This is a genomic window from Rhodococcus sp. NyZ502 (assembly GCF_041464245.1).
Taxonomy (GTDB): Bacteria; Actinomycetota; Actinomycetes; order Mycobacteriales; family Mycobacteriaceae; genus Rhodococcus_F; species Rhodococcus_F qingshengii.
Map to the genome: position 1 here is coordinate 1,461,549 of NZ_CP167155.1, position 22,793 is coordinate 1,484,341.

The following is a 22,793-nucleotide window of genomic DNA, read 5'->3' on the forward strand; positions in this document are numbered from 1 at the left end:
CAGCGGGACAGCCTGAGCACTCAGGCGTCGAAGCGTCCGAACCCGCCGCGATAGAACAGAAGCGGACCGTCGTGGCGCAGCACGTTCAGATCGGTGATGCGTGCGACGACGATGGTGTGATCACCGGCGTCGTGCTCCTGCTCGACCGTTGCTTCGATGCGGGCGAGCGCGCCGCTCAGCGCCGGAGCACCGTTGCCGGCGGCATCCCACTCGACGCCGAGGAACTTGTCCGTCCCGCCGCGCGCGAACGCCGAACACATGTCCTGCTGATCGTGGGCGAGAACATTGATGCAGAGAGTTCCCGTTTCGCGAAGCTTCGGCCAACTTGTCGACGTCTTCGCCGGGCAGAACGAGAGCAACGGGGGATCAAGCGATACCGAGACCAGGGACTGGCAGGTGAAGCCGAGGGGTGAACTTCCATCGTGAGCGGTGATGACGGTGACGCCGGTGCAGAAATTGCTCATCACGTTGCGAAGTGTGCGTCCGTCCAGAACTGGCGGCTCGGCGTTTTCCACGGTCATGTCGTCTCCTTGTTCAAATCTTTTGTCCAAAACTCTGCAAACAGCCTTCGGAAGCAACGATGTGTGGCGCCGCGGCCGTAATCCAGCGGCAGTCCCACTCAATGGCAGCAATGGCTTCTCGGCACGGGTCAGGACCGACCGAGTGTCAGGTGGAGGGGTCTCGGGCAAATTTGATCCCGCTCAGCGGTCCGTTCGGATTCTACGAAACCAGCAAATGACCAGTGATTGTTAGACTTCGGGCATGTCCGAACCTGATGACGTGTCCCGAGGACTTCCCGCTACCAGCTGGGCAGTGCTCGGGATGCTGACGTTCGGGGAGGAATTGACCGGAAACGATTTGAAGAAGTGGGCTGACTGGAGCGTCGGCTTCTTCTACTGGAGCCCGTCCATCAGCCAGGTGTACGCAGAACTGAAGAAGCTCGAAAGCATCGGGTTCGTGGAGTCCCGGGTCGTCTCCGAACCAGGGGTGCGAGGCAAGCGCCTTTACTCCATTACGCAGTCAGGAACCGACGCCGTCCGGACGTGGTCACGGGAGGCACCGGTGGAAGTTCCGGTGCTCAAGCACGGTGTGATGTTGCGTCTGTGGATGGGACACCTCAACGAGCCCGAGCGACTGAAGGCGCTGGTGGAAGCCCACATCGCCAATGTCGAAGAGCAGATTCGACGCGCGAAACTCCACGCAGATCATGCCGAGAACGAGCCGGCCTGGTCGTTCCCGGTCATGACGTTGCGATGGTCGGAACGGTACTTCCGAGCCGAGATCGAACTTGCTCGCGAACTGCTCGACGACATCGATCGTGCGACCGCCGAGTTCGCGAACGTCGCCGAGCACGACCGACTGGGATCACCGTTGCCCTCGACGCCTGGCAGATGGAAGAACGTCGAGGAGTACGTGTTGGCGCTCGAGCAAGCCGGGCTCACCGGCAACGGTTCGAGTATCTGAGTCAGGCCCCGGCTGCGGTCGGCATGTTGCGCAGCAGATGACGACGTTGCAAAGTCGGAGTGACGCTCAGCGATCCGCCGTCGATGCCTCGCCAAATGGCAGCGGCCGCCATACGGACCGGCGCTGCGCTGACGTGGTCGAGGCGGAGGGCCTTCGACGGCGCGCAGATGGATACCGCGGCGACGGCGCGGCCGATGGGGCCGATCGGTGCCGCAAGACAGCTGAATCCCGGTAGGCCGTTTCCGGATTCGAAGGCCACCCCGGACTCGCGGATTCTGGCGAGGTGGGGCAGTGCGTAGCCCGAGGACTTCGGCGAACCGAACGCGAGTAGTGCCTGACCGATCGCAGTGGTCTCGGCGCGGCGTCGACCACCGACACGCGTCGGCACTGCGGCGGCGAGGCGTCCGCCGATCTTCTCCATGTAGACCACATCGGGCCCGTCGAGGATGCCGAGGTGAACCACGAATCCGGTGACGCGGTAGAGCTCGTGGAGAAGAGGCATGGCTGCAGCGTGGAGGCGGTCCTGATGAACCGCGAGCGATCCCAGTTCGACGAGGCGCATACCGAGTTCGTAATCGCGGCCGTCGCGACGCAGCCAACGCATCGAGACGAGACGTTCGAGCATGCGGTGGGCAGACGAGCGGGGAAGGCCCGTGCTCCGAACGACTTGAGCGAGCGTCAACCTGCCGGGACCGTCGAAGGCGTCGAGAACCAGCGAGACGCGATCGAGAATTGCTGTCGGGGCCGAATCGGCGCCTAAAGCATCCACAGCCTGCAGTGTCATCGTGTACCTCACTTCTCTTAGAGCTCCACAACCAGTGAACTGGCTATTTCAATTAGAAATAGTGTCATAGAGTTGCGGATTTGTGAAGTGGATCACCGGTCTGTTTTCGGGCGCGTCACAGTGGAAACGACGAGGGGGCTTGCGCGAATGCTCGCGCAAGCCCCCTCGTCGGTTTACTACTGGCAGGTATTGCATCGCCACCGGCAGGTACTGCATCGCCACCGGCAGGTATTGCATCGCCACCGGCAGGTATTGCATCGCCATCGGCGGGTACTACATAGCTGCCAGTGGTTCGCTTCCGGACCAGTCGTGGCCCCAGTAGCTGTCAGCGGTGATCTCCTCGGAGGAGTACGAGTCCTGATCCACCCTCGCGCCCTCGGTGCCGAACTCGATGTCCCAGCCGCCGGGTGCGCGGACGTAGAAGGAGATCATCTTGTCGTTGGTGTGACGACCCAGGGTCGACGACACGGAGAATCCGTCCTTCATCACGCGGTCGAGTGCCTGGCCGACGGCGTCGAGGGTGTCCACCTCGACCATGATGTGAATCAGGCCGGGTGCGCCGCCGTGCGGTGCCGGGCACAGGGCCAAGCTGTGGTGACGCTCGTTGACGCCCATGAAACGGATTCGCAGCGGCCCGAATTCAGGCGGGGCCGGCAGGCGGAAGGCGCCGCGCGGGTAGAAGCCGAGCACCTCGGTGTAGAAGTCGAAGCTCGCAGCACTGTCCATGACGGGGAGTACGACGTGGCCGAGACCCTGTGCGCCGGTGACGAATCGAGCGCCGAAGGGCGTCACCACGGGGCTGTGGTCGAGGATCGCTCCGTGGAAGACCTCGATGGCTGCTCCGCCGGGATCGGTGAAGGCGATGACCTCTTCGACCCGTCGAGCATCTGCTTCGGCGAGCGAAAGCTGCTCGACCTCGGTGCCGTTCTTTTCGAGTGCTTCCTGAACGCGGCGCAGTGCGGCGTGGTCGGCGACCTCCCAACCGATGTTGACGATCTCGTCGCGCTCACCCTCGACGACGACGATGCGAGCAGCACGCTCGTCGAGTCGTAGGTAGAGGGCGTTCTCGTCCGGCCCACTGCCCTTGGCGAAGCCGAGAACATCGAAAGCGAAAGTGCGCCAACGTGCCATGTCGTTGGTCGAGATCTTGACGTAGCCAAGTCCCTTGATGTCGGTGTGTGTCATCGTGTTCTGTTCCTGTCGATTTCTTGTGTCGAAGTCTGATCAGATCATCGCCCGCAGCGGACCCTGCGGGTCTGCGCCGAGACGGCTCAGTGATGCGGCGTGGAAAACGGTGCCCGGCACGTGAATTGCGTGATGCTGTCCAGCGTGAGCATCGCGCCAGAATCGCTGAAGCGGCTTGTCCATCCGCAGTGCGTTGCCACCGCAGCGTGGGTAGACCTGATCGATTGCGTTGATGGCGCGCCAGGCGGCCTGCACCTGAGTCTGACGTCCTTCCGCGCGCTGCTCGAAGGTCACTTCCTTGCCTGCGTCCACGCGATCCCACATGCGGTCGACGTTGGCAAGCAGGGTGTCGCGCGCAGCCCGGATGTCGGCGGTTGCCTGACCGATGGCGAACAAGGTGTACGGGTCGTCCTTGACCGCCGTACCCTGCGCGTTGATGCGATCGGCTTGGTACTCGTTAGCGTGGAAGAGCATTCCCTCGCAGATGCCGATCGTGGCGGCGGTGATTCCGAGGGGGAACATGTTCGACCACGGCATGAGGTACAGCGTCTCGGTGCGCCCGTACTTGCGCACTGCCGTGCCGTCGATGACCTCGTCGCAGTCCATGACGCGGTAATCGGGGACATACGCATCCTTGACTACGAGATCCTTGGAGCCGGTGCCGCGAAGTCCCATGACATCCCACGAGTCTTCGATGATCTCGTAGTCGGTGCGCGGAATGATCACATGGAGCATGCGCGGCGGCATCTCCATGTTGCCGTCCTTGTCACACGCCATCGCGCCGAGGAATGCCCAGTCGCAATGGTCGGTACCGGAGGAGAACTGCCAGCGACCGGAGAACTTGTAGCCGCCGTCGGTGGGGATGCACATACCGCCGGGCATGTACGGCGATGCCATCCAGGTGTCGGGATCGGATCCCCAGATCTCCTGCTGCACCTTGGGATCTGCGAAAGCGAGTTGCCACGGGTGAACTCCGACGATCCCGTGGACCCAGCCGGCCGACGGGTTCAGTGAAGCCATGCGCATGACGGTTTCGGCGAATTCGCGCGGATGCGCCTCCATGCCGCCATGCTCCTTGGGTTGCAGCATGCGGATGGAACCGATTGCCTTCATCTTCTTGGCGGTGTCGTCGGCCACCCGGCCGATCCGCTCGGCCTCGATGCCTTCGGCGAAGATGTCGTCGGCCATCGCGTTGATCTGTTCGAGCACTTCGTACGTCATGTTGTTCCTTGCATCCAGTCTGGTTGTCTCAGCAGTGTTTTCGACTGCAGATCAGGAGGTTGTCTCGAGTGCCTGGGCGTCGCGTGCGGCAACGTTTTCGGCGACTTCCCGCTTCCAGCTCTCCACTGCGCGGGTGGTGTCGATCTCGAATTCGAAGCGCTTCGTCATGTCTTCCGTGACATTCTCGACGTCGGTGTAGAACTGGTTGTACCAGCGACGCAACTGGTAAACCGGGCCGTCCTCCTCGGAGAGCAGCGGGTTGTCGATCGGGGCCTTGTTCTTCCAGATCTCCACGTCCTGAAGGAATCCCATCTCGACGCCCTCGGTGAACTGCGCGGCCATCGCGGCAGTGGACTCGTCGTCCATACCGGGAAGCTTCTTGACCATCGCGCCGTACTGCAACACGAAGGCATTGTTCGAGATGGGGTAGTGGCAGTTGATCAATACAGTTTCGATGATCTGCCCGTTGGCTTCGCTCTTGATCCAGTCGATCATGTACGACGGTCCGAAATATGAAGCATCCGAACGGAGCACAGCGTTGGGATCGCCGTAGTTGGTGCCGCTGATGACGTCCTCGCGTCCCACCGATTCCATGTACTGGCTCGCGACGTGACCTTCGAAGATGTTCTTGAAGTACTTGGGGAACGAGTAGTGAACGTAGAAGAAGTGGGCCATGTCCACGACGTTGTCCACGATCTCGCGGCAATGAGAGCCTTCGATGGTGAGCGTGTTCCAGCTCCAGTCGCTCCACTCATCGCTTCCGAAGCCCTCGATGTCGGGAATCGTGACCTCGGCGGGCGGGGGATTTCCCTGGGGATCGTGCCAGACGAACAGCTGACCGTTCTTCTCGAGTGTGGTCCACGCCCGCGTCTTGGCCAGCGGCGGAACGCGTCGTGCGTAGGGGATCGCCGTACATTTTCCGTTACCGCCCCAACGCCAGTCGTGGAACGGGCAGGCGATCGAATCGCCCTTGACGGTTCCGTGAGCGAGGTTGCCACCCATGTGGCGGCAGTAGGCGTCGAGAATCTTGATGTCGCCCTTGCTGTCAGCGAAGACGACAAGGCTGGTGCCGAATGCCTCGATCTGGTGGGGCTGACCGTCGCGATAGGTATTGCTCAGTCCGAGGCAGTGCCATCCACGCGCGAACCGCGCCGGGGGCGCTGCCGCTTCGATTTCTCGAATTTCCTCGCCGGCGCCCGACTGCGTCGAGGCGTCCGTAGTGGTGAGTGGGCCGGTTCCGAGTGCCATGTCTTCCTCCGAGCCGCGTCTTGCGACGCTCCAGTGATGTGATCCGTCTCATACAACGACGAAGCGTCCGCTGGAGATACGGCAGTTCCCGCTGGATGGAACGCCTACTCGGTGACCTGCAGAGATTCAGCTCGCGAGTGTCGCCACATCGTCGATCGCGTAAGTCGCCCAAGCGCGGGCGGTGACGACCCCAGCGGGATCGGTGGCGACCAGAGCTACGTCGGCCACGCTCTCGTGGTCCTTCTCGTACGTCGCGAGCACTGTCACGGAGCAGTGCAGATCTGTTCCCGTGGAAGTCGCGGTGCAACGTCCGCGGAAGCGTCGTAGTGACGCCGAGCCGTAACGACGAGCAGCGAAATCAGCAAGGGCGGCAACGGAATCGGTTCCGGTACCCGCTGTCGGGGCTTCCCGGACGAAGACCTCGGCCACCAGATGCCCGGTCTGGTCGTGGTATTCGGTGATCCGCTCGAGTGTCGAACTCAGCGCCCTCACGGATCCGGTGAGCAGTGCGCCGGGATCGGGGCGTCCGAAGAACACGACGTCCTGCTCGACGACGGCCCCGTCGGGTGCCGAGCGCACGGTGCCGTACAACGAGTCGAAATCGGAGAGGAGCGTGGTGGCAGTACGCGGAGCAGTTGCCGTGAAGTGGGCGGTACCGAGGTTGGTAGTCATGACACTCTCCGTTGGACGCGACCGAGACGCTGTCGTCTCGGTGGGTACATCGACGCTAACCACCGCTCTCGCGGGTGACGACGGGCTTCCCGCTGATCGGGAGCATTCTCGGATTCGATCGAAGAGGTGGAACCTGTTCCAGTTTTGTGCAATTCTGGATATCGTATCCGTGACCGGGAGCACATCTCGATGACTGCACGCGCCGAGCAGAAGGAAGACCAGATGACAGACGAGTTCGCTGACCTGCACCGACCGGTATACGGTCCGGACCTGCTCATCACCGCTCTGGAACGCAATCACGACAAGCCCGCGCTGTACCTCGGCGACGTGATCCTCACCGGCGGTCAGATGCGCGATCAGATCAGCTGCTTCGCCCAGGCGCTCGCGTCTTTGGGAATCACTCAGGGCACCAGCACCGCGATGCTGTCGAAGAATCGCCCCGAGGTTCTGATCAGTATGGGCGCGACCATGATCACCGGCTGCCGGGCGAGCGCCTTGAACCCGATGGGATCGCTCGACGACCACAAGTACATCGTCGACGACGCCGAGATCGAGACGCTGATCTTCGATCCCAATGCCTTCGAAGAGCGTGCCGCCGAGTTGAAGGCGTCGTCACCCTCGTTGACCAACGTGCTCTCGATGGGGCCGTCCGAGGTGGGAATCGACATCCTCGCGCTGGCTGCCACGTTCGAGCCCGCGCCGCTGAAGGCAGCGCACGTCGACGCCGAAGACGCCAGCAGCATGGTGTACACCGGTGGAACGACCGGCAAGCCCAAAGGTGTTGTCGGATCCTTCCGTTCGGGTGCTGCGCTCAATCAGATCCAGATGTCGGAGTGGCAGTGGCCCGAGGACAACCGCTTCCTCATCTGCACGCCACTCTCACACGCAGGTGCAGCGTTCTTCATCCCGACCTTGCTGCGCGGCGGTGCGTTGATCGTCCTGCCTGCCTTCGAGCCAGGTGCTGTGCTCGAAGCGATCGAGAAGCACAAGATCACGGCAACCATGTTGGTGCCCACCATGATCTACATGCTCATGGACCACCCCGATCTGCCCAAGCGGGACGTCTCGAGTTTGCAGACGCTGTTTTACGGAGCGTCCGCGATGTCTCCCGCCAGACTGCAGGAGGGCATCAAGAAGTTCGGTCAGATCTTCTTCCAGTTCTACGGTCAGACCGAGTGCGGCATGACTATCTCGGTGCTGCGCAAGGAAGAACACCTCGCCGACGATCCGGCCCGCCTCGCCACGTGTGGGCGTCCGGTGCCGTGGCTCGACGTCCGGTTGCTCGACGACGACCTCAACGAGGTGCCGCAGGGAGAACTCGGTGAGATCTGCGTCCGTGGCCCGCTGATCATGAAGGGCTACTGGAAGAAGCCGGCCGAAACCGCCGAGGCGTTCCGGGGTGGTTGGCTGCACACCGGCGACATCGCGCGCAAGGACAAGGACGGGTTCATGTCCATCGTCGATCGCAAGAAGGACATGATCGTGACCGGTGGTTTCAACGTGTTCCCCCGCGAAATCGAAGACGTGATCTCGGCGCATCCGTCCGTCGCGTCGGTGGCGGTAGTCGGTGTGCCGGACGACAAGTGGGGCGAAGCCGTCAAGGCCTGTGTCGTACTTCGTGCCGGACTGACCGTCGACACCGAGGAACTGGTCGACAAGGTGAAGGCAGCCAAGGGTTCGGTTCACGCTCCCAAGAGCATCGACTTCGTGGAATCACTCCCGCTGACACCGCTGGGCAAGCTGGACAAGAAGGCGCTGCGCGCGCGGTACTGGGAGACCAGCGCCCGCGCGGTCTAGGAACCAGCGTCGTGTAGCGAAGGGTCAGCGTTTCCAGACGTAACGACGTTCCGGGCGGCCCACCACTCCGTATTTCAGCGAAGTGGTGGACCGCCCGGTTTCGTAGAGGTATTCGAGGTAGCGCCTCGCGCTCGCGCGTGAGATGCCGACCCTCTCGGAAATGTCTGTGGCCGAGGCGGGTTCGGTTTCGTCTCGTAGTGCTGCCTCGACCAGCTGAAGGGTCTCAGGGCTGAGTCCTTTCGGTAGACCCTTGAGGGACGACGCCGTTGTCGCGCCACCTGCCACGCCGAAAGCCTCGTCCACCGCCTCCTGTTCTGCTTCGCCGGAGCTGTCGAGATTCGCATATGTCGATCGGTAACGCTCGAGACGCTCACGGAGAACCTCGAACGTGAAGGGCTTCATCAGGTAATGCACGACGCCGCTGCGCAGCGCTTTCTTGACCGAGCCGGCCTCGCGCTCACTAGTGATGACAAGAACATCCAGCTCCGGTGCCAGCTCGCGAAACGGGGCGATCAGATCGAGTCCGGTGGTGCCGGGCAGGTGGACGTCGAGAAGCACCAGGTCGGGTTGCAACTCACCGACTGCGGCCAGTGCGGTCTCGGCCGAATGGGCAACGCCGCACACTTCGAAACCGTCTATCCGTGAGACGAATCCGCTGTGCACCTTCGCCACCATGAAGTCGTCGTCGACCACCAGTACCCGGATCATGCGCCCTCTCCGTCGTGTAGGACTGCGCTGAAGACAGTCCACTCGATGTCCTCTGCCGAACGAGTGCTCACGGTGACGTCGCCGCCCCGCCGACGACACGTCAGGCGCACCAGCGCCAAACCGAAACCGTGTCCGTCACTCGATTGTCCCTTGGTGCTCCAACCCTGGCCGAACACCCTGTCGCGATTCTCCGGCGCGATACCGGGGCCGGCGTCCTCGACCCGCACTTCGACCGCGGTGCCACGGCCCCGAATCGACAACCGAACCTTGCGGCGCGCGGCTTCCGGCATCTCACCGACGGCGTCGACGGCATTGTCGACGAGGTTTCCGACCACTGTCACGAGATCTCGTCCGAGTCTGCGGTCCACCGTCTCCAGATGTGTGTCCGCCGCCAGCTCGACCGTGACCAACCCCTGTGCAGCAGCACCTATCTTGGCGATCACGAGTGCGGCGGTGCCGACGTCGGCGATCTTCTCGGTCACGGTCGCGCTGACCTGCGCGCGCTCCATGGTCAGACCCTCGACGTAGCCGACCACCTCGTCGTATTCGCCGAGCTGGATGAGGCCGGAGATGGTGTGCAGTTGATTGTCGAACTCGTGGATGTGGGCGCGTAGTGCGTCGGTGCTGGTTTTGGTCACGTCGAGTTCTTCTTCCACGGAGCGCAATTCGGTGCGGTCGCGGAAAGTGGTGACCGACCCGATGGTGCGGCCTTTCGATTCGATCAAGACGGTGTTGAGGACGAGCAGGCGATCGCCGACAAGAACCAACTGATCGGATTCGGTTGTGCCGGAGGTCAGTACACTCTGGAGGCGGTCGTCGAGACCGAGGTCCCGCACCGATCTACCGGCGCTGCCGCGTGGGATGTCGAGGAGTTGGTGGGCACTGTCGCTCATCAGCACCACCTTTCCCTGCGCGTCGAATGCGATGACACCTTCCTTGAGGCCACGCAGCATCGCCTCACGTTGGCGAACCAGATCCAGGATCTCGCCGGCTTCCATGCCGAGGGTTTGCCGTTTTACCCTGCGGGCCAACAGGATCGACCCGACGCCGCCGAGAAGGGATGCCACCGCGAGGTATACCAGGAGATTCGGTGCAGACTGCAGCAGCCGTGTCCAGATCGAGGGGTACTCGATGCCGACGATCGCGGTTCCGGTAATCGCTCCTTCGCTGCCGAGAATCGGAACGTGCGCCTCCACGGCCTTGCCGGAGGGCGTGTCGACCAAACCCGTCCACGACCGATCCTCCGTCTGACGTGCGTCGATGCCGACATCACCGGGACGCGTCGAAATGACGACACTGCCGTCGGCGTCGGCAAGCGAGACGTAGGTGACGCCCGAGATGGCGCGTACCGAGTCGACCGAACCTTGTAGTCCGGAGCGGAGACGGGTCTGCGCCTGGGGGAGTAGCTCGCGTACTGCCGGATTGGCTGCGAGCGATTCCGCTGCCGAGAGTGCGCGACGTCCCTCCTCGCGTTGGAAACTCGCGGACGACTGCGCGAGGGAGAGGGCGGTGACGCACACGAGAACTGCAACGACGATCAGAAGTTGCAGTTCGAGAAGTTGTGTCGCCAGAGTGTGCCGGCGGCGAAACAGCCGGGCAAACAGAGACGACTTGCTCTCTCGCTCCGCCTGCTCGTTTCCTGAGGACACCAGCCAGACCCTAGCCTTCAGTTCGATGCCGGGAAAGCGGCCGTTCGTGAGCACAATGAGCACAAATCAATTTGCTTTCCCAATGGTGACCCCAGTCACAAAGTGCGTCAGTATGAAACCTGTTCACACATCGGTACCGGCAGACAAGGACGAAGCCATGAGCACATCGAAGCGGCTGAGCAGGCATATCGCCCTGCTCGGTGCCTGCGCGATGACTCTCGTGCTCTCGACCGGATGCACTCCGGTCGAGTCCTTCGTCGCCGGTGGCCGAGCGGGTGAGAGTTCCGAAGAACTGCGCGTGCTGGTGCCCTCGGTGGCCGGTGGTGGTTACGACCTGACCGCCCGGACCATGGTGCAAGCACTGGCCGACGAAGGGACCGTCGACGCCGACGTCGTTGTGCTGCCCGGATCGGGTGGCATCGTCGGACTCAACCGGTTGGCTCTCGAAAGCGGGAATCCCGACCTACTCATGGTCATGGGGCTCGGAGTTCTCGGTTCGCTCGAGATACTGCCGTCCGAGCACACACTTGCCGACGTGACACCGATTGCGAGACTCGTCGAAGAACCGGAAGCGTTACTGGTTGCAGCAGATTCACCGTACAAAACTCTCGCCGATCTGACGCAGGCCTGGGTGGCGGATCCGTCGTCGATCTCGATCGGCGGTGGTTCGAGTGAAGGTGGACCGGACGGGTTGTTCCGCCTTCTGTTCGCACGGGCGGTCGGCGTCGATCCGTCGCGCTCCCCGTACCGCATCTACGACGGCGGCGGCGAACTGCTTCCCGCACTGCTCACGAGGCAGGTCGACGTAGCCGCCACCGGTATCGGTGAATACCTCGATCAGATTGCGGCAGGCACGGTTCGGGTCCTTGCGGTCAGTTCGCCGGCCCGTACCCCGGCGGTGGATGCGCCCACGATGGCGGAGTCTGGCGTCGACGTCACGTTCACCAATTGGCGGGGTCTCATGGCGCCGCCGGGCCTGACGGACGATCAGCGTCAGCACTTGCAGAATTTGGTGCGGGATCTGGCGGCAAGCCCGCGCTGGAACGAGCTGTCTCGCCGAAACGGTTGGAACAGTGCAGTTCTCACCGAACCCGAGTTCTCCGCATTCCTCACCGATCAATCCCGGTTCGTCGACGCAACACTCGATCCGCCCGGCATCAACTGAGCACTACCGAAGTTTCGTTTCACCTCCACGAAGGTCACCGGCTCGATTTGCCGTGCCGTTTTTCTCGGCAATTCAGCACTAAAGGAGTTCATCATGCTCGTCACACTCGGCTTCCTCATGGTTGCGGTGTTCATGTTCCTGATTCTCACCAAACGCGCGACCCCGGTGGTGGGACTGACTCTGGTTCCGGTGGCCTTCGGACTACTTGCCGGGGCCGGCCTCGGAATCGGCGACATGATCACCGACGGCATCAAGTCGCTCGCACCCACCGCGGCGCTGTTGTTCTTCGCGATCATCTTCTTCGGAATCATGATCGACGTCGGCCTCTTCGATCCGCTGGTCAAGCTCATCCTGCGGATGGTGCGAGACGATCCGATGAGGCTCGTGGTCGGAACCGCAGTGCTCGCGATGGTGGTCTCGCTGGACGGAGACGGTTCGACGACCTTCATCATCGTGACCTCGGCGCTGCTTCCGCTCTACCTCAAACTCGGTGTCAGTCCCGTCGTTCTGACGGTGATCGCCGGCCTGTCCAACGCGACGATGAACATCATTCCGTGGGGCGGCCCGACCGTCCGGGCCGCGAGCGCGCTGGGACTCTCACCCTCCGACGTGTTCGTGCCGATGGTGCCGTCGTTGATCGTCGGCCTGATCATGGTGCTCGGATTCGCGATTCACCTCGGGATCATGGAGCGCCGCAGGATCGGGACTTTGGTCCTGACTTCTGAGCGCATCCTCGAAAAGGTCGGAAACGGTGGAAGTTCCAGCACCGGTAGCGCCGGCACCGGCGGCTCGAACGACTCCGAGGGCGACGGCGGCGACACCGGACGATTCATCGACGGCCTCGACCCCAAGCGAGACACCTTGCGGCCGAAATTGCTCTGGTTCAACGCTGCGCTGACGACGATCCTTCTCGTCGTACTCGTGATGGACATCCTGCCCATCCCGGTGCTGTTCATGATCGCGTCGTCGATCGCCCTCGCGGTGAACTTCCCGGCGGTCAAGGATCAGGGTGAAGCAATCGCACGCCATTCGTCGAGCATCGTCTCGGTGGTCGCGATGGTGCTGGCAGCAGCGGTGCTGACCGGCGTTTTCCAGGGAACCGGCATGGTCGAGGCGATGGCAGAGTGGCTGCTTCAGGTCATCCCCGACGCGATGGGCCCGCACCTCGCCGTCATCACGGGCGTCCTGAGTATCCCGCTCACGTTCTTCATGACCAACGACGCGTTCTACTTCGGTGTGCTGCCGGTGCTGTCCGAGACTGCAGCGCAGTACGGCATCGAGCCGGTGGAGATGGCGCGCGCCTCGATCACCGGGCAGGCCGTGCACATGCAGAGCCCGCTGGTCCCGGCGATCCTGCTACTGGTCACACTCGCCGGTGTTTCTCTGGCGGATCACCACAAGAAGGTTCTGTGGCGAGCGGGCCTGATCTCGATCACGATGCTCGTGGTCGGCGTCGGATTGGGGCAGATCCCCTTCTGAGCGCGATCAGTTGTGGAAGGGGCACCGGCCTTGGTCGGTGCCCTTCTTCTTTTTTGTCACGAAATTGGGCCGGATGTCGAGATCGGGCTCGTCGTACAAGCGGTGGAACGTCGGCGTGAGCGAGCTGGACATGGGCGGGTTCACCCATGACCAGTCGGTCGGGCACTTGCGCCCGGCCTTGTCCTCACGCGCGATGTGATCGATGAATTGCTTTGCGACAGTGTGATGGTCGACCATGATGACGCCGGCCTTGCGGTAGCTGTGGATAACTGCACGGTTCAGTTCGACCAGTGCGCGGTCCTTCCAGAGCGTGCGGTCGTGGCTCATGTCGAGCTCCATCATCGCTCCGATGGTGGGTAACATGTTGTAGCGATCGGTGTCGCTGAAGTTGCGTGCGCCTACCTCGGTGCTGACGTACCAACCGCTGAACGGCGTGCAGGGGTAGACGATTCCGCCGATGTCGAGGTTCATGTCCGAGACCGCAGGGACGGCATGCCATTTAAGCCCCAGATCAGCGAACCAGCTGTATTCGGGGTGCTCGATCTCGACCTCGAGAACCAGGTCGGTCGGGACGTCGAAGTATTGCAGGGGTTCGTCGGGAACCGAAATCAGTACGGGGAGAACGTCGAACGGCGTACCGGCGCCCTTCCACCCCATCGCGGTGACCTGAGCAGTCAGATCGACGTGCCACGGGTCGCCCAGGATGGTGCCGTCAGGCTGCCGGTAGCCGGCGTAGCGGATCAGTTGCGGGCTGAGGATTCGGTACTCCTGACCGTCCTCGCGGGGGAGTGGTCCGACCGTCACGACCGACTGCAGAGCGCCGCCGTTGGTCGACAGTCGCAGGTGCTCCCAGCATGCTTCGGCGAGAGCGGAAGCCGTGACGGCATCGCGCGCGTCGATGAGTTTGAGGGTCCGCCAATGCGCGCGACCGACGCACCTGGCGTGGTTTCGCCACGCGAGTTTGGCGCCGACGAGCAATTCCTCCGCTGTGTGCGTGTAGGTGCCGGTCCGATGAAGTTCACGCAAGGCCTCACGCCGCCGAGACGTCGGGAGGTGTCCCAGTTCCGGAGAGTCGAAAAATTCGACGCACTCGAGTTCCCGACGTTGAAGCTCGGTCAGCGTCGGGGTAGTGGAGGCGATCTGGGACGTAAGCCCGCTATCGGTGGGCAATTCGTCCTGTCGAACAAAATCCACGGCACGACTCCTGTTTGGCTGGTTGAGATTTCGCTGAACGTTAGCTCGGCGATCGAGAGTGTCGAAGCTCTTGTTTATCTTGCACGCAAGAATAAGAAAGGGACGGTCACACCGCGAAATGGGGTCGCATTGTGACACTTGTCCAGAATGATTTACGAGTCAGACATTTGTGACATAAGCTGCAGACGAAATTCCGCGGCGGGTCTTGCCGCGTCTAGTCGGGACGAGGATGAGCGTGGATTCGCAAGCAATCTCTCTGGTCCGGTCGAGCTTCAAATCCGTCGCTGCGGTAGAAGATGGTCCGGAACGGCTCGCCCGTACCTTCTATTCGATCCTGTTCGCTCGATCGCCCGAAACCCGGGAGTTCTTTCCGGCAGCGATGGATGTGCAGCGTGACCGGCTTGTCAGCGCTATCGCTCACGTCGTCGAACGCCTCGACGAGTCCGACGCGATACTCGAGTACCTCGCACAGCTCGGCCGCGATCACCGTAAGTACGGCGTCACCGACGAGCACTACACGGCAGTCGGCAATGCCTTGATCGAAGCACTCGAGACCTTCGGTGGCGCCGAAATGTGGACCGACGAGGTCGACAGCGCGTGGCGTAACGCGCTCGCGATCATCTCGGCGGCGATGATGGATGCCGCCAACGCGGAAGACGGTCCGCCCGCGTGGAGTGCCACGGTCATCGAATGCCGCCCGGTCATCAAGGGCGTCGCCGTCGTGCGGCTGCAACTCGACCAGACGATGGAGTACCGCGCCGGTCAGTACGTCAGCGTGCAGGTCGCCGCGAGGCCACGGATGTGGCGCTACCTCTCTCCGGCCACGCCGTACGACGGGACCGGAATCCTCGAGTTCCACATCCGCCAGGTCACCGGCGGGTGGGTCAGCCCGGTCATGGTGAACCAGACCGCTGTCGGTGACACCTGGGTGGTCGGTTCGCCCATCGGCGCCTTGGGGATTCCGGAGAACTCCAAGGACCTTTTGATGATCGCGTCGGGAACCGGAGTGGCTCCGCTGCGCGCTCAGATACTCGAGCTGATCCGACGCGGCAACACCCGCAAGGTCCAACTGTTCTACTCCGGACAGCATCCGTGCGATCTCTACGACCTTCCGCATCTGTGGAAGCTGGCAGAGAAGTACCCGTGGCTCACGATCATCCCGGTCTCCGAAGAAGACGAGAATCCGTGGTGGCACACCGAAGCGGAGCCACTGCCGCCGATCGGCATGAAGCGGCGCATCGTCGGCAAGGTCGGTAAGGTCGTGACCTCGTTCGGGGACTGGGCGGGCTACGACATCCAGGTCGTCGGCAGCGAATCCATGGTCAACAGCACCAAATTCAGGCTTCGCGCAGTGGGCATCGACGTCGACACCGTTCGCAACGACCCGACGTACTGACCGTCAGTACGGATCGAACTGAATGACCTCGGCCGGCGTTCCGGCCTCGATCAATCGATCACGCGTCGACCGAACCATGGCCGCCGATCCGCACACCAGGACCTGATGTTCGGTGAACGCACCGTACGACGCGACGACGTCGGCGAGCGTGCCTTCGATGAGATGATCGTCGCCGAATCCGATGTCGACGTTCAACCGGTCGAACCATCCGTCGGGCGGGCCGCCGTCGGAGAGATCTTCGACGACAGGAATGGGCTGCAACCACGGAAACTGGTCGGCGAGCAGCCACAGCATGTCCGCAGCGTAGAGATCACGAAGCGTTCGGCCACCGAAGAAGAGGTACACCTGCGGCGGGTTCGGGGTCTGAGCCAGATCGAGAATGATCGACCGGAGTGGGGCCAAACCGGTTCCGCCCGCGACCATGATGACGGTGGGGCCGTTCTCGTCGACGGACAGGTTGCCGCGCGGGTCGAGGATCTGCCAGACGTCACCAGGCTGGGTGTCCTTGACTATCGAACCGCTGACCCAACCGCCGGGAACCGTCTTGACGTGAAACTCCAACTTCCCGTCGTGTGAGGGAGGCAGTGCGGGGGAGAGTCGACGGAGCAACCGCGAATTCTGCGGGACGCTGACGTCGACGTACTGGCCGGGTCGGAACGGGACGACGTCGCCGACAAGACGAACAACCGCCAGATCCTCACGGAGACGGTGATGTTCGACGACTGTGCTCGACCAGGTTCGCTGGGCCATGAAAGTTCTCCTGTAGTCAGTAGAGCGGGTCGTGCCGGATCTGGTCGAGCGGAGTTCCGCCGGCACGCAAGGCGTAGACGGTTGTCTTGATCATCGACGGTGACCCCGAGATCTGCACCTGACGGTCGGCCCACGAACCGAACTGCGCGACCACTTTTCCGATCGGTCCGATCAGCCGGCTGTGCATTCCGAACGGTGGTTCGAGCACCGGTCCGTTGTGCCACCAAGGGTTTTCGGGTTCTTCGGAAACCGGCACGACGGTCAACCACGGGTTGCTGAGCGAGATGTGCCAGAGGGTTTCGAGGTCGTAGAGATCGCACGGATAGCGGCCGCCGACGAACAGGTGCACGCGCGGGTTGTGCGCGCGTTGAGACATTTCCATCACCTGTGCCCGCAGTGGAGCGATACCGGTGCCGGACCCGATCATGAGAACGTCACGGTCGCTTGTGAAGTCGACCTCGAGACCGCCGAGGGGAGTGGACATGACCCAGCGGTCACCGACGTTGGTCTCGCTGACGATCGCGGGGCTGACCCATCCTCCCGACACCTTGCGGATGTGGAACTCGAGCTGACCGAAAGGGTTGGTCGGAATCGCCGGTGAGTAATACCTCCACATTTTCGGGCGCTGGGGAATCTGAACACCTACGTATTGCCCCGCCCCGTACGGAATGGGTGGGTCGGCTTCGAGGCGCACAATCGCCAGATCGTCGAGGACTCGTTCGTGGCTGACCACGGTTGCGCCCCAGAGCGCCGGGGTCGTATCGGATTCGGCGCCGTCGGCCATCGTGCTGACGACGAGGTCGGTGAACTGAGACCAGGCCTCGTCCAGCTCCGGCGTCCACTTGTAGCGGCTGTGCGCGCTCGTGCCGTACATCGACCGAACCGCACGCTTCAGAGCGACGCCGGCGGCCTCGTAGTGCTCACGCTCGACGCCGTAGCGACGGTGGTCGCGGCCGAGTTGGGTGAGGAACTTCCGGATTCGGCGATGCTGGGGCAGATTCTTCACGACGAACTCGATGGCTCTGAAGAAACGGTGGCCCTGCGATTCCATCCCGGCGGGGAACAATGAGCGGTACAGAGGATGTTCCGCAAAGAGGCCGGTGTAGAACACTGCCGAGAAGTGCGCACGGCTCTCTTCGTCGTCGGTCAGAGAATCGAGGCTGGATTGCAGACGGGCGATCACTGTCGGATCCAATCCATCCCCCTTTCGCACCAGCTGCAACTCTCGCCACAATTCTAGTACGGCTGAAAATGTGACCTACGAAACCAACTCGGCCTGGCGAAAACAAACTTGAGCGGAATAGACTCAAGTTTGTCCGCGTTGAGCATATTGACACAGTCGCAATACCAACCGGTCGCGGCTCTTCCCGTTCGACTTCGCCAGAAAGGTGACAAGTGGACTCGTTCACACCAACAACCAAGACCCAGGCTGCGATGACGGCTGCACTGCAGTCGGCGTCGTCGGCGGGTAACCCCGATATCCGGCCTGCCCATCTGCTGGTCGCATTGCTCGACCAGACCGACGGCATCGCTGCCCCACTACTCAAAGCTGTAGGCGTCGACCCCACGGTCGTACACCGTGAAGCACAGGCAATCGTCGATCGCCTACCCAAGACAACCGGCGCAAGCTCCACCCCGCAACTCGGGCGTGAGGCACTCGCGGCACTTACTGCTGCTCAGCACCTCGCCACCGAGATGGACGACGAATACGTCTCCACCGAGCACGTCCTCTACGGACTGGCCGGCGGCGACTCCGACGTCGCACAGTTGCTCGTACGGCACGGCGCCACCCAGGACGCATTGCGTGAAGCCTTCACCACCGTCCGCGGTAGCGCTCGCGTCACCAGCCCGGAGCCCGAAGGCACCTACCAAGCGCTGGAAAAGTACTCCACCGACCTCACCGAAGCTGCACGTAGCGGCAAGCTCGACCCGGTGATCGGTCGCGACACCGAGATTCGCCGTGTCGTGCAGGTGCTCTCGCGTCGTACCAAGAACAACCCGGTACTCATCGGTGAGCCCGGCGTCGGCAAGACCGCGATCGTGGAGGGCCTTGCCCAACGCATCGTCGCGGGTGACGTCCCGGAATCGCTGCGAGGCAAGACCGTCGTGTCCCTGGATCTCGGGTCCATGGTCGCCGGTGCCAAGTTCCGCGGTGAATTCGAAGAACGCCTCAAGGCTGTCCTCGACGACATCAAGAACAGTGCCGGACAGGTCATCACCTTCATCGACGAGTTGCACACCATCGTCGGCGCCGGAGCCACCGGTGAATCCGCGATGGACGCAGGCAACATGATCAAGCCGATGCTCGCCCGTGGTGAGCTGCGGCTGGTCGGTGCGACCACACTCGAGGAGTACCGCAAGTACATCGAGAAGGACGCAGCACTCGAGCGTCGTTTCCAGCAGGTGCTCGTCGGTGAGCCCTCGGTCGAGGACACCATCGGTATCCTGCGCGGCCTCAAGGAGCGCTACGAGGTGCACCACGGCGTGCGCATCACCGACTCCGCGTTGGTGGCGGCTGCCGCGCTGTCGGACCGCTACATCACGTCGCGGTTCCTGCCGGACAAGGCCATCGACCTCGTGGACGAAGCCGCATCGCGACTTCGTATGGAGATCGACTCGCGTCCCGTCGAGATCGACGAGGTGGAACGCACGGTTCGCCGACTCGAAATCGAAGAAGTGGCACTCGAGAAGGAAACCGACGACGCGTCCAAGGCTCGGCTCGAGAAGCTGCGTCAGGAACTCGCGGACGACCGCGAAAAGCTCAATCAGCTCAGCACCCGCTGGCAGAACGAAAAGCAGGCCATCGACTCGGTGCGCGTGCTGAAGGAACAGCTCGAAACCCTGCGAGGAGAGTCCGAACGCGCTGAGCGTGACGGCGATCTGGGCAAGGCAGCCGAGTTGCGCTACGGCCGTATCCCGGCGCTCGAGAAGGAACTGGAAGAGGCAGCAGCCGCTTCCGGAGCTGCCTCCGACGGTGACGTGATGCTCAAGGAAGAGGTCGGGCCCGACGACGTCGCAGACGTGGTCGCAGCCTGGACCGGAATCCCCGCCGGCCGGATGATGGAAGGCGAAACCGAGAAGCTGCTCCGCATGGAGTCCGAACTCGGCAAGCGTGTCGTCGGCCAGACCGACGCCGTCGTCGCCGTCTCGGATGCGGTTCGCCGCGCCCGAGCAGGTGTCGCCGACCCCAATCGGCCCACCGGTTCGTTCCTGTTCCTCGGCCCGACCGGCGTCGGCAAGACGGAGCTCGCCAAAGCCTTGGCGGACTTCCTCTTCGACGACGAGCGCGCGATGATCCGCATCGACATGAGCGAATACGGTGAGAAGCACTCGGTGGCCCGACTCGTCGGTGCTCCTCCGGGATACGTCGGCTACGAAGCCGGTGGCCAGCTCACCGAAGCAGTTCGACGACGCCCGTACTCGGTGGTCCTCTTCGACGAGGTCGAGAAGGCACACCCCGACGTGTTCGACGTCTTGCTCGCAGTACTCGACGAAGGCCGACTGACCGACGGTCAAGGCCGCACGGTGGACTTCCGCAACACCATCTTGATCCTGACCTCCAACCTGGGATCCGGTGGCACGCGGGAGCAGGTCATGGATGCGGTACGCCACGCGTTCAAGCCGGAGTTCATCAACCGTCTCGACGACGTGGTCATCTTCGACTCGCTCTCCGAGGAGCAGTTGGAGCACATCGTGGACATCCAGCTCGAGCAGTTGCAGAAGCGTCTGGCTGCGCGTCGTCTCACCCTCGAGGTGAACGGTGCGGCTCGGATGTGGCTCGCAGTGCGCGGCTACGACCCGCTGTACGGCGCTCGGCCATTGCGTCGACTCGTTCAGCAGTCGATCGGCGACCAGCTCGCCAAGCTGCTCCTGGCCGGCAAGGTCCAGGACGGCGACACCGTGCACGTCGGTGTCAGCGAGGACGCGGATCAGTTGGTTCTCTCCTGATTCCGTAAGCGGAATGCCCCGTCGATCCACTTGGATCGGCGGGGCATTCGCATTTTGTTCTACCCTGGATGGCTGGATGCTCGAACCGGGGACGAGTGCACCCGCGCCTCTCCGAACGACTTCGACGCTCTTTCGTCCCAACCGAAGGTGAGCCAGGCATGACCGATCAGAACGATCCGCGTAACTCGGGTGGGCCGCGCCGTGAGGATCCCGAGGCGACCGAGGTGTGGGGGCGTACGCCCGACCAGCCGACGGAGCAGTACGGGACGGTGTCCGGCCAGAATCCGAACCAGCCGACGGAGTTTTTCGGTCAGCAGCCGGGGGCACAGCAGTATCCGGGGGCACAGCAGTATCCCTACGGCGGACCGGATCAGAACACGGAGTACTTGGGGCAGCAGGGGCAGCAGCCGAATCCCACTCAGGCGTTCCCTGCCTACAACCCGCAGTTCGATCCGCAGGCGCCGCCGCCTGGTGCGACGCAGGCCTATCCGCCATACACCGCTCAGCAGTACGGGAACCCGGATCAGTACGGGAACACGCAGCAGTACGGAAATACACAGCAGTATCCGGTTGCCGGTGGTGGCGGTGGAGTTCCGCCGGAACAGCCGTTCATCGACGATGGATCGTCGGGCGGCGGTAAGAAGCGCAAGCTCGCGACGTGGGTGGCCGCCGGTGTGGTCGGGATCCTGGTCGCCGTGATCGCGATCATCGCGTTCTCGGCGTTCGGCTCGAACGACAAGGGCACCCAGACCGCTTTCGTTCCCCCGACCACCACGACGCAGGCGCCGACCACGACACCGCCGAAGGCCAGCACCACGGCGCCGACTCCGACGACGGATTCTCCGCTCAGCCAGCTTCCAGGCGGGCTCGGCGAAGTCATCGGTGACGCCGGGGGAGCCGTCGGCACCGTGAAGTCGAACGACGGCGGCACGTTGGTCATCGATTCGATCGGGGGTTCGCAGGTGACGATTCTGACCACCGCGGACACCACGCTCATCGCGCTCAACCGCGCCACCATCGCCGATCTGCAACCGGGAGACAACATCGTCGTGGACGGAACGCCGGTGGAGAACGGCACGATGACCGCCAACACGATTCTGAGTACGTCGCTGCCGAAGTTCGGCAACTGAGTCGTTCACGACACATCGGGCGAGTCCACCAGGGTGTCGCGGGAGGTTGAGGCCGCGAGTCGCTACCCTGGAGGGTGATGACTGGAATGTGGTTCGGACTGGCAGCAATTGCACTCGCAGGCGCGGGTGCGCTTCTGTACGTCGACAGGACGAGGCGAGATCAATCCGGGCGAGTGCGTCAGATCTGGGCCAAGGCGCAGGGTTACACGTACACGGCCACTGACGATCAGCTGGCAGGCGAATGGCACCGCGCGGTCATGGCCAAGCAGGACTACCTCACTGCTACCGACGTCGTCCGCGGCCGCCGTCGCGGAGAGCAGTTCGTGCTGTTCGACCTGGAGGAGACCGCAACCATCGTGGCTGTTCGCCGCGAGATCGGGTCGGACGTCGACATCGATCTTCGGTTGAAGTCGACGGCTCCGCCCAAGGACGGCGACCTGAACCTGTTGGGTGCGATCGGTTCACGAGTCGTCTTCGCGACCGATCTCGAGATCGCACGTCGTGTCTGTGATCAGCGCATGGTGGCGTTCACCGAATCGGTTCCGCCGTCGATCAGCATGCTGTGGAGCGAAGGGCAGTGGACGCTCGGTTCGCTTCCGGTGACCAGTAACGGCCGGGACTGGGACGCGGCAATCGAGTCGGTTGCGCGCCTGTCCGGCATTCTGCATGTCCTGCCTCCCGTCACCGATCCCAACGAACTCGAGGTCGATCACGATCCGAGCCGCCCGCGGCCGGGCGCCGAGAAGTCTCGCCCAACTCCGGATCCGGTAGAACAGCCCCGTTCGCGTCAAGAGCAGCCGCCCCGTGACGCTCCGCCGCGTGAATTTGCCCCGCGTGAGTCCGCACCGCGTGAGCCCGCACCGCGGGAATCTGCGCCACGTCCGGATCAATCGCTGCGCAAGCCCGAGGCGGCTGACAAGCCGGCTCAGCGCCCGGCGTCGCAGCGCTCGGGCACAATTCGCCCGGTCGACTGACCTTTAAGGTTCCCGTCCAGGCGCGATAA

General features: G+C 62.9%; 20 protein-coding genes. 8 read left to right on the forward strand and 12 right to left on the reverse strand.

The annotated features are described in order from the left end of the window. Positions 1-20: 20 nt before the first annotated feature. The gene (locus ACBG85_RS06850) at positions 21-521 is read right to left on the reverse strand and encodes a flavin reductase family protein (protein WP_276117142.1); all 501 of its coding nucleotides are present in this window, start codon (positions 519-521) and stop codon (positions 21-23) included. Between the two features lie 241 nt (positions 522-762). On the opposite strand from ACBG85_RS06850, the gene ACBG85_RS06855 reads away from it, so the two are divergent. After that, a complete protein-coding gene (locus ACBG85_RS06855; RefSeq protein ID WP_081557518.1) occupies positions 763-1,464 on the forward strand; it encodes a PadR family transcriptional regulator in 702 nt (233 codons plus the stop codon). 1 nt (position 1,465) lies between these two features. On the opposite strand, the gene ACBG85_RS06860 is transcribed toward ACBG85_RS06855, so the two are convergent. From ACBG85_RS06860 to ACBG85_RS06885, 6 genes are all read right to left on the reverse strand, one after another. Continuing rightward, complete coding sequence (locus ACBG85_RS06860) at positions 1,466-2,248, reverse strand: IclR family transcriptional regulator (RefSeq protein ID WP_007726735.1); 783 nt, start codon at positions 2,246-2,248, stop codon at positions 1,466-1,468. Between the two features lie 48 nt (positions 2,249-2,296). Next, complete coding sequence (locus tag ACBG85_RS06865) at positions 2,297-2,512, reverse strand: hypothetical protein (protein ID WP_372026674.1); 216 nt, start codon at positions 2,510-2,512, stop codon at positions 2,297-2,299. A gap of 9 nt (positions 2,513-2,521) precedes the next feature. Further along, the gene (bphC, locus tag ACBG85_RS06870; RefSeq protein ID WP_314676582.1) at positions 2,522-3,433 is read right to left on the reverse strand and encodes a biphenyl-2,3-diol 1,2-dioxygenase; all 912 of its coding nucleotides are present in this window, start codon (positions 3,431-3,433) and stop codon (positions 2,522-2,524) included. A gap of 39 nt (positions 3,434-3,472) precedes the next feature. Beyond that, entirely contained in the window at positions 3,473-4,654 is a 1,182-nt protein-coding gene (locus ACBG85_RS06875) for an acyl-CoA dehydrogenase family protein (protein WP_019749417.1), read from the reverse strand. 51 nt (positions 4,655-4,705) lie between these two features. Next, the gene (locus ACBG85_RS06880; RefSeq protein WP_372026679.1) at positions 4,706-5,902 is read right to left on the reverse strand and encodes a Rieske 2Fe-2S domain-containing protein; all 1,197 of its coding nucleotides are present in this window, start codon (positions 5,900-5,902) and stop codon (positions 4,706-4,708) included. Between the two features lie 126 nt (positions 5,903-6,028). Continuing rightward, positions 6,029-6,574: a hypothetical protein gene (locus tag ACBG85_RS06885; protein ID WP_003944299.1), complete on the reverse strand. Its 546-nt coding sequence runs from the start codon at positions 6,572-6,574 to the stop codon at positions 6,029-6,031. Positions 6,575-6,796: 222 nt separating this feature from the next. Between ACBG85_RS06885 and ACBG85_RS06890 the strand changes: the two genes are divergently transcribed. Continuing rightward, positions 6,797-8,371 carry an AMP-binding protein gene (locus ACBG85_RS06890; RefSeq protein ID WP_039972740.1) on the forward strand — a complete coding sequence of 525 codons (1,575 nt, stop codon included), beginning with the start codon at positions 6,797-6,799 and terminating at the stop codon, positions 8,369-8,371. A gap of 24 nt (positions 8,372-8,395) precedes the next feature. On the opposite strand, the gene ACBG85_RS06895 is transcribed toward ACBG85_RS06890, so the two are convergent. Together ACBG85_RS06895 and ACBG85_RS06900 are read right to left on the reverse strand one after the other, a co-directional pair. Further along, a complete protein-coding gene (locus ACBG85_RS06895) occupies positions 8,396-9,079 on the reverse strand; it encodes a response regulator (protein ID WP_003944308.1) in 684 nt (227 codons plus the stop codon). Further along, positions 9,076-10,728: an ATP-binding protein gene (locus tag ACBG85_RS06900; RefSeq protein WP_228401992.1), complete on the reverse strand. Its 1,653-nt coding sequence runs from the start codon at positions 10,726-10,728 to the stop codon at positions 9,076-9,078. The genes ACBG85_RS06895 and ACBG85_RS06900 overlap by 4 nt, the downstream gene beginning before the upstream one ends. A gap of 157 nt (positions 10,729-10,885) precedes the next feature. On the opposite strand from ACBG85_RS06900, the gene ACBG85_RS06905 reads away from it, so the two are divergent. Both ACBG85_RS06905 and ACBG85_RS06910 read left to right on the forward strand, forming a co-directional pair. After that, on the forward strand, positions 10,886-11,893 hold the full coding sequence (locus ACBG85_RS06905; RefSeq protein WP_242692640.1) for a tripartite tricarboxylate transporter substrate-binding protein: 1,008 nt from the start codon (positions 10,886-10,888) through the stop codon (positions 11,891-11,893). Positions 11,894-11,986: 93 nt separating this feature from the next. Next, a complete protein-coding gene (locus ACBG85_RS06910; protein WP_165639201.1) occupies positions 11,987-13,372 on the forward strand; it encodes a citrate:proton symporter in 1,386 nt (461 codons plus the stop codon). A gap of 6 nt (positions 13,373-13,378) precedes the next feature. Here ACBG85_RS06910 and ACBG85_RS06915 read toward each other — a convergent pair whose 3' ends face one another. After that, positions 13,379-14,566, reverse strand: a complete 1,188-nt coding sequence (locus ACBG85_RS06915) for a nitric oxide synthase oxygenase (RefSeq protein ID WP_042924169.1) — start codon at positions 14,564-14,566, stop codon at positions 13,379-13,381. Positions 14,567-14,801: 235 nt separating this feature from the next. Between ACBG85_RS06915 and ACBG85_RS06920 the strand changes: the two genes are divergently transcribed. Then, positions 14,802-15,962: a globin domain-containing protein gene (locus ACBG85_RS06920; RefSeq protein WP_003944359.1), complete on the forward strand. Its 1,161-nt coding sequence runs from the start codon at positions 14,802-14,804 to the stop codon at positions 15,960-15,962. A gap of 3 nt (positions 15,963-15,965) precedes the next feature. On the opposite strand, the gene ACBG85_RS06925 is transcribed toward ACBG85_RS06920, so the two are convergent. Continuing rightward, complete coding sequence (locus ACBG85_RS06925; protein ID WP_003944435.1) at positions 15,966-16,712, reverse strand: FAD-binding oxidoreductase; 747 nt, start codon at positions 16,710-16,712, stop codon at positions 15,966-15,968. Between the two features lie 16 nt (positions 16,713-16,728). Then, positions 16,729-17,925, reverse strand: a complete 1,197-nt coding sequence (locus ACBG85_RS06930) for an FAD-binding oxidoreductase (RefSeq protein ID WP_070160640.1) — start codon at positions 17,923-17,925, stop codon at positions 16,729-16,731. A 182-nt stretch (positions 17,926-18,107) separates the two neighbouring features. On the opposite strand from ACBG85_RS06930, the gene clpB reads away from it, so the two are divergent. The 3 genes from clpB (at position 18,108) to ACBG85_RS06945 (ending at position 22,764) form a co-directional block, all read left to right on the forward strand. Continuing rightward, entirely contained in the window at positions 18,108-20,660 is a 2,553-nt protein-coding gene (clpB, locus tag ACBG85_RS06935; protein ID WP_007726750.1) for an ATP-dependent chaperone ClpB, read from the forward strand. Between the two features lie 158 nt (positions 20,661-20,818). Further along, entirely contained in the window at positions 20,819-21,790 is a 972-nt protein-coding gene (locus ACBG85_RS06940; RefSeq protein WP_165639202.1) for a hypothetical protein, read from the forward strand. 86 nt (positions 21,791-21,876) lie between these two features. Beyond that, entirely contained in the window at positions 21,877-22,764 is an 888-nt protein-coding gene (locus tag ACBG85_RS06945; protein ID WP_003944407.1) for a hypothetical protein, read from the forward strand. The last annotated feature ends 29 nt before the right edge of the window (positions 22,765-22,793 follow it).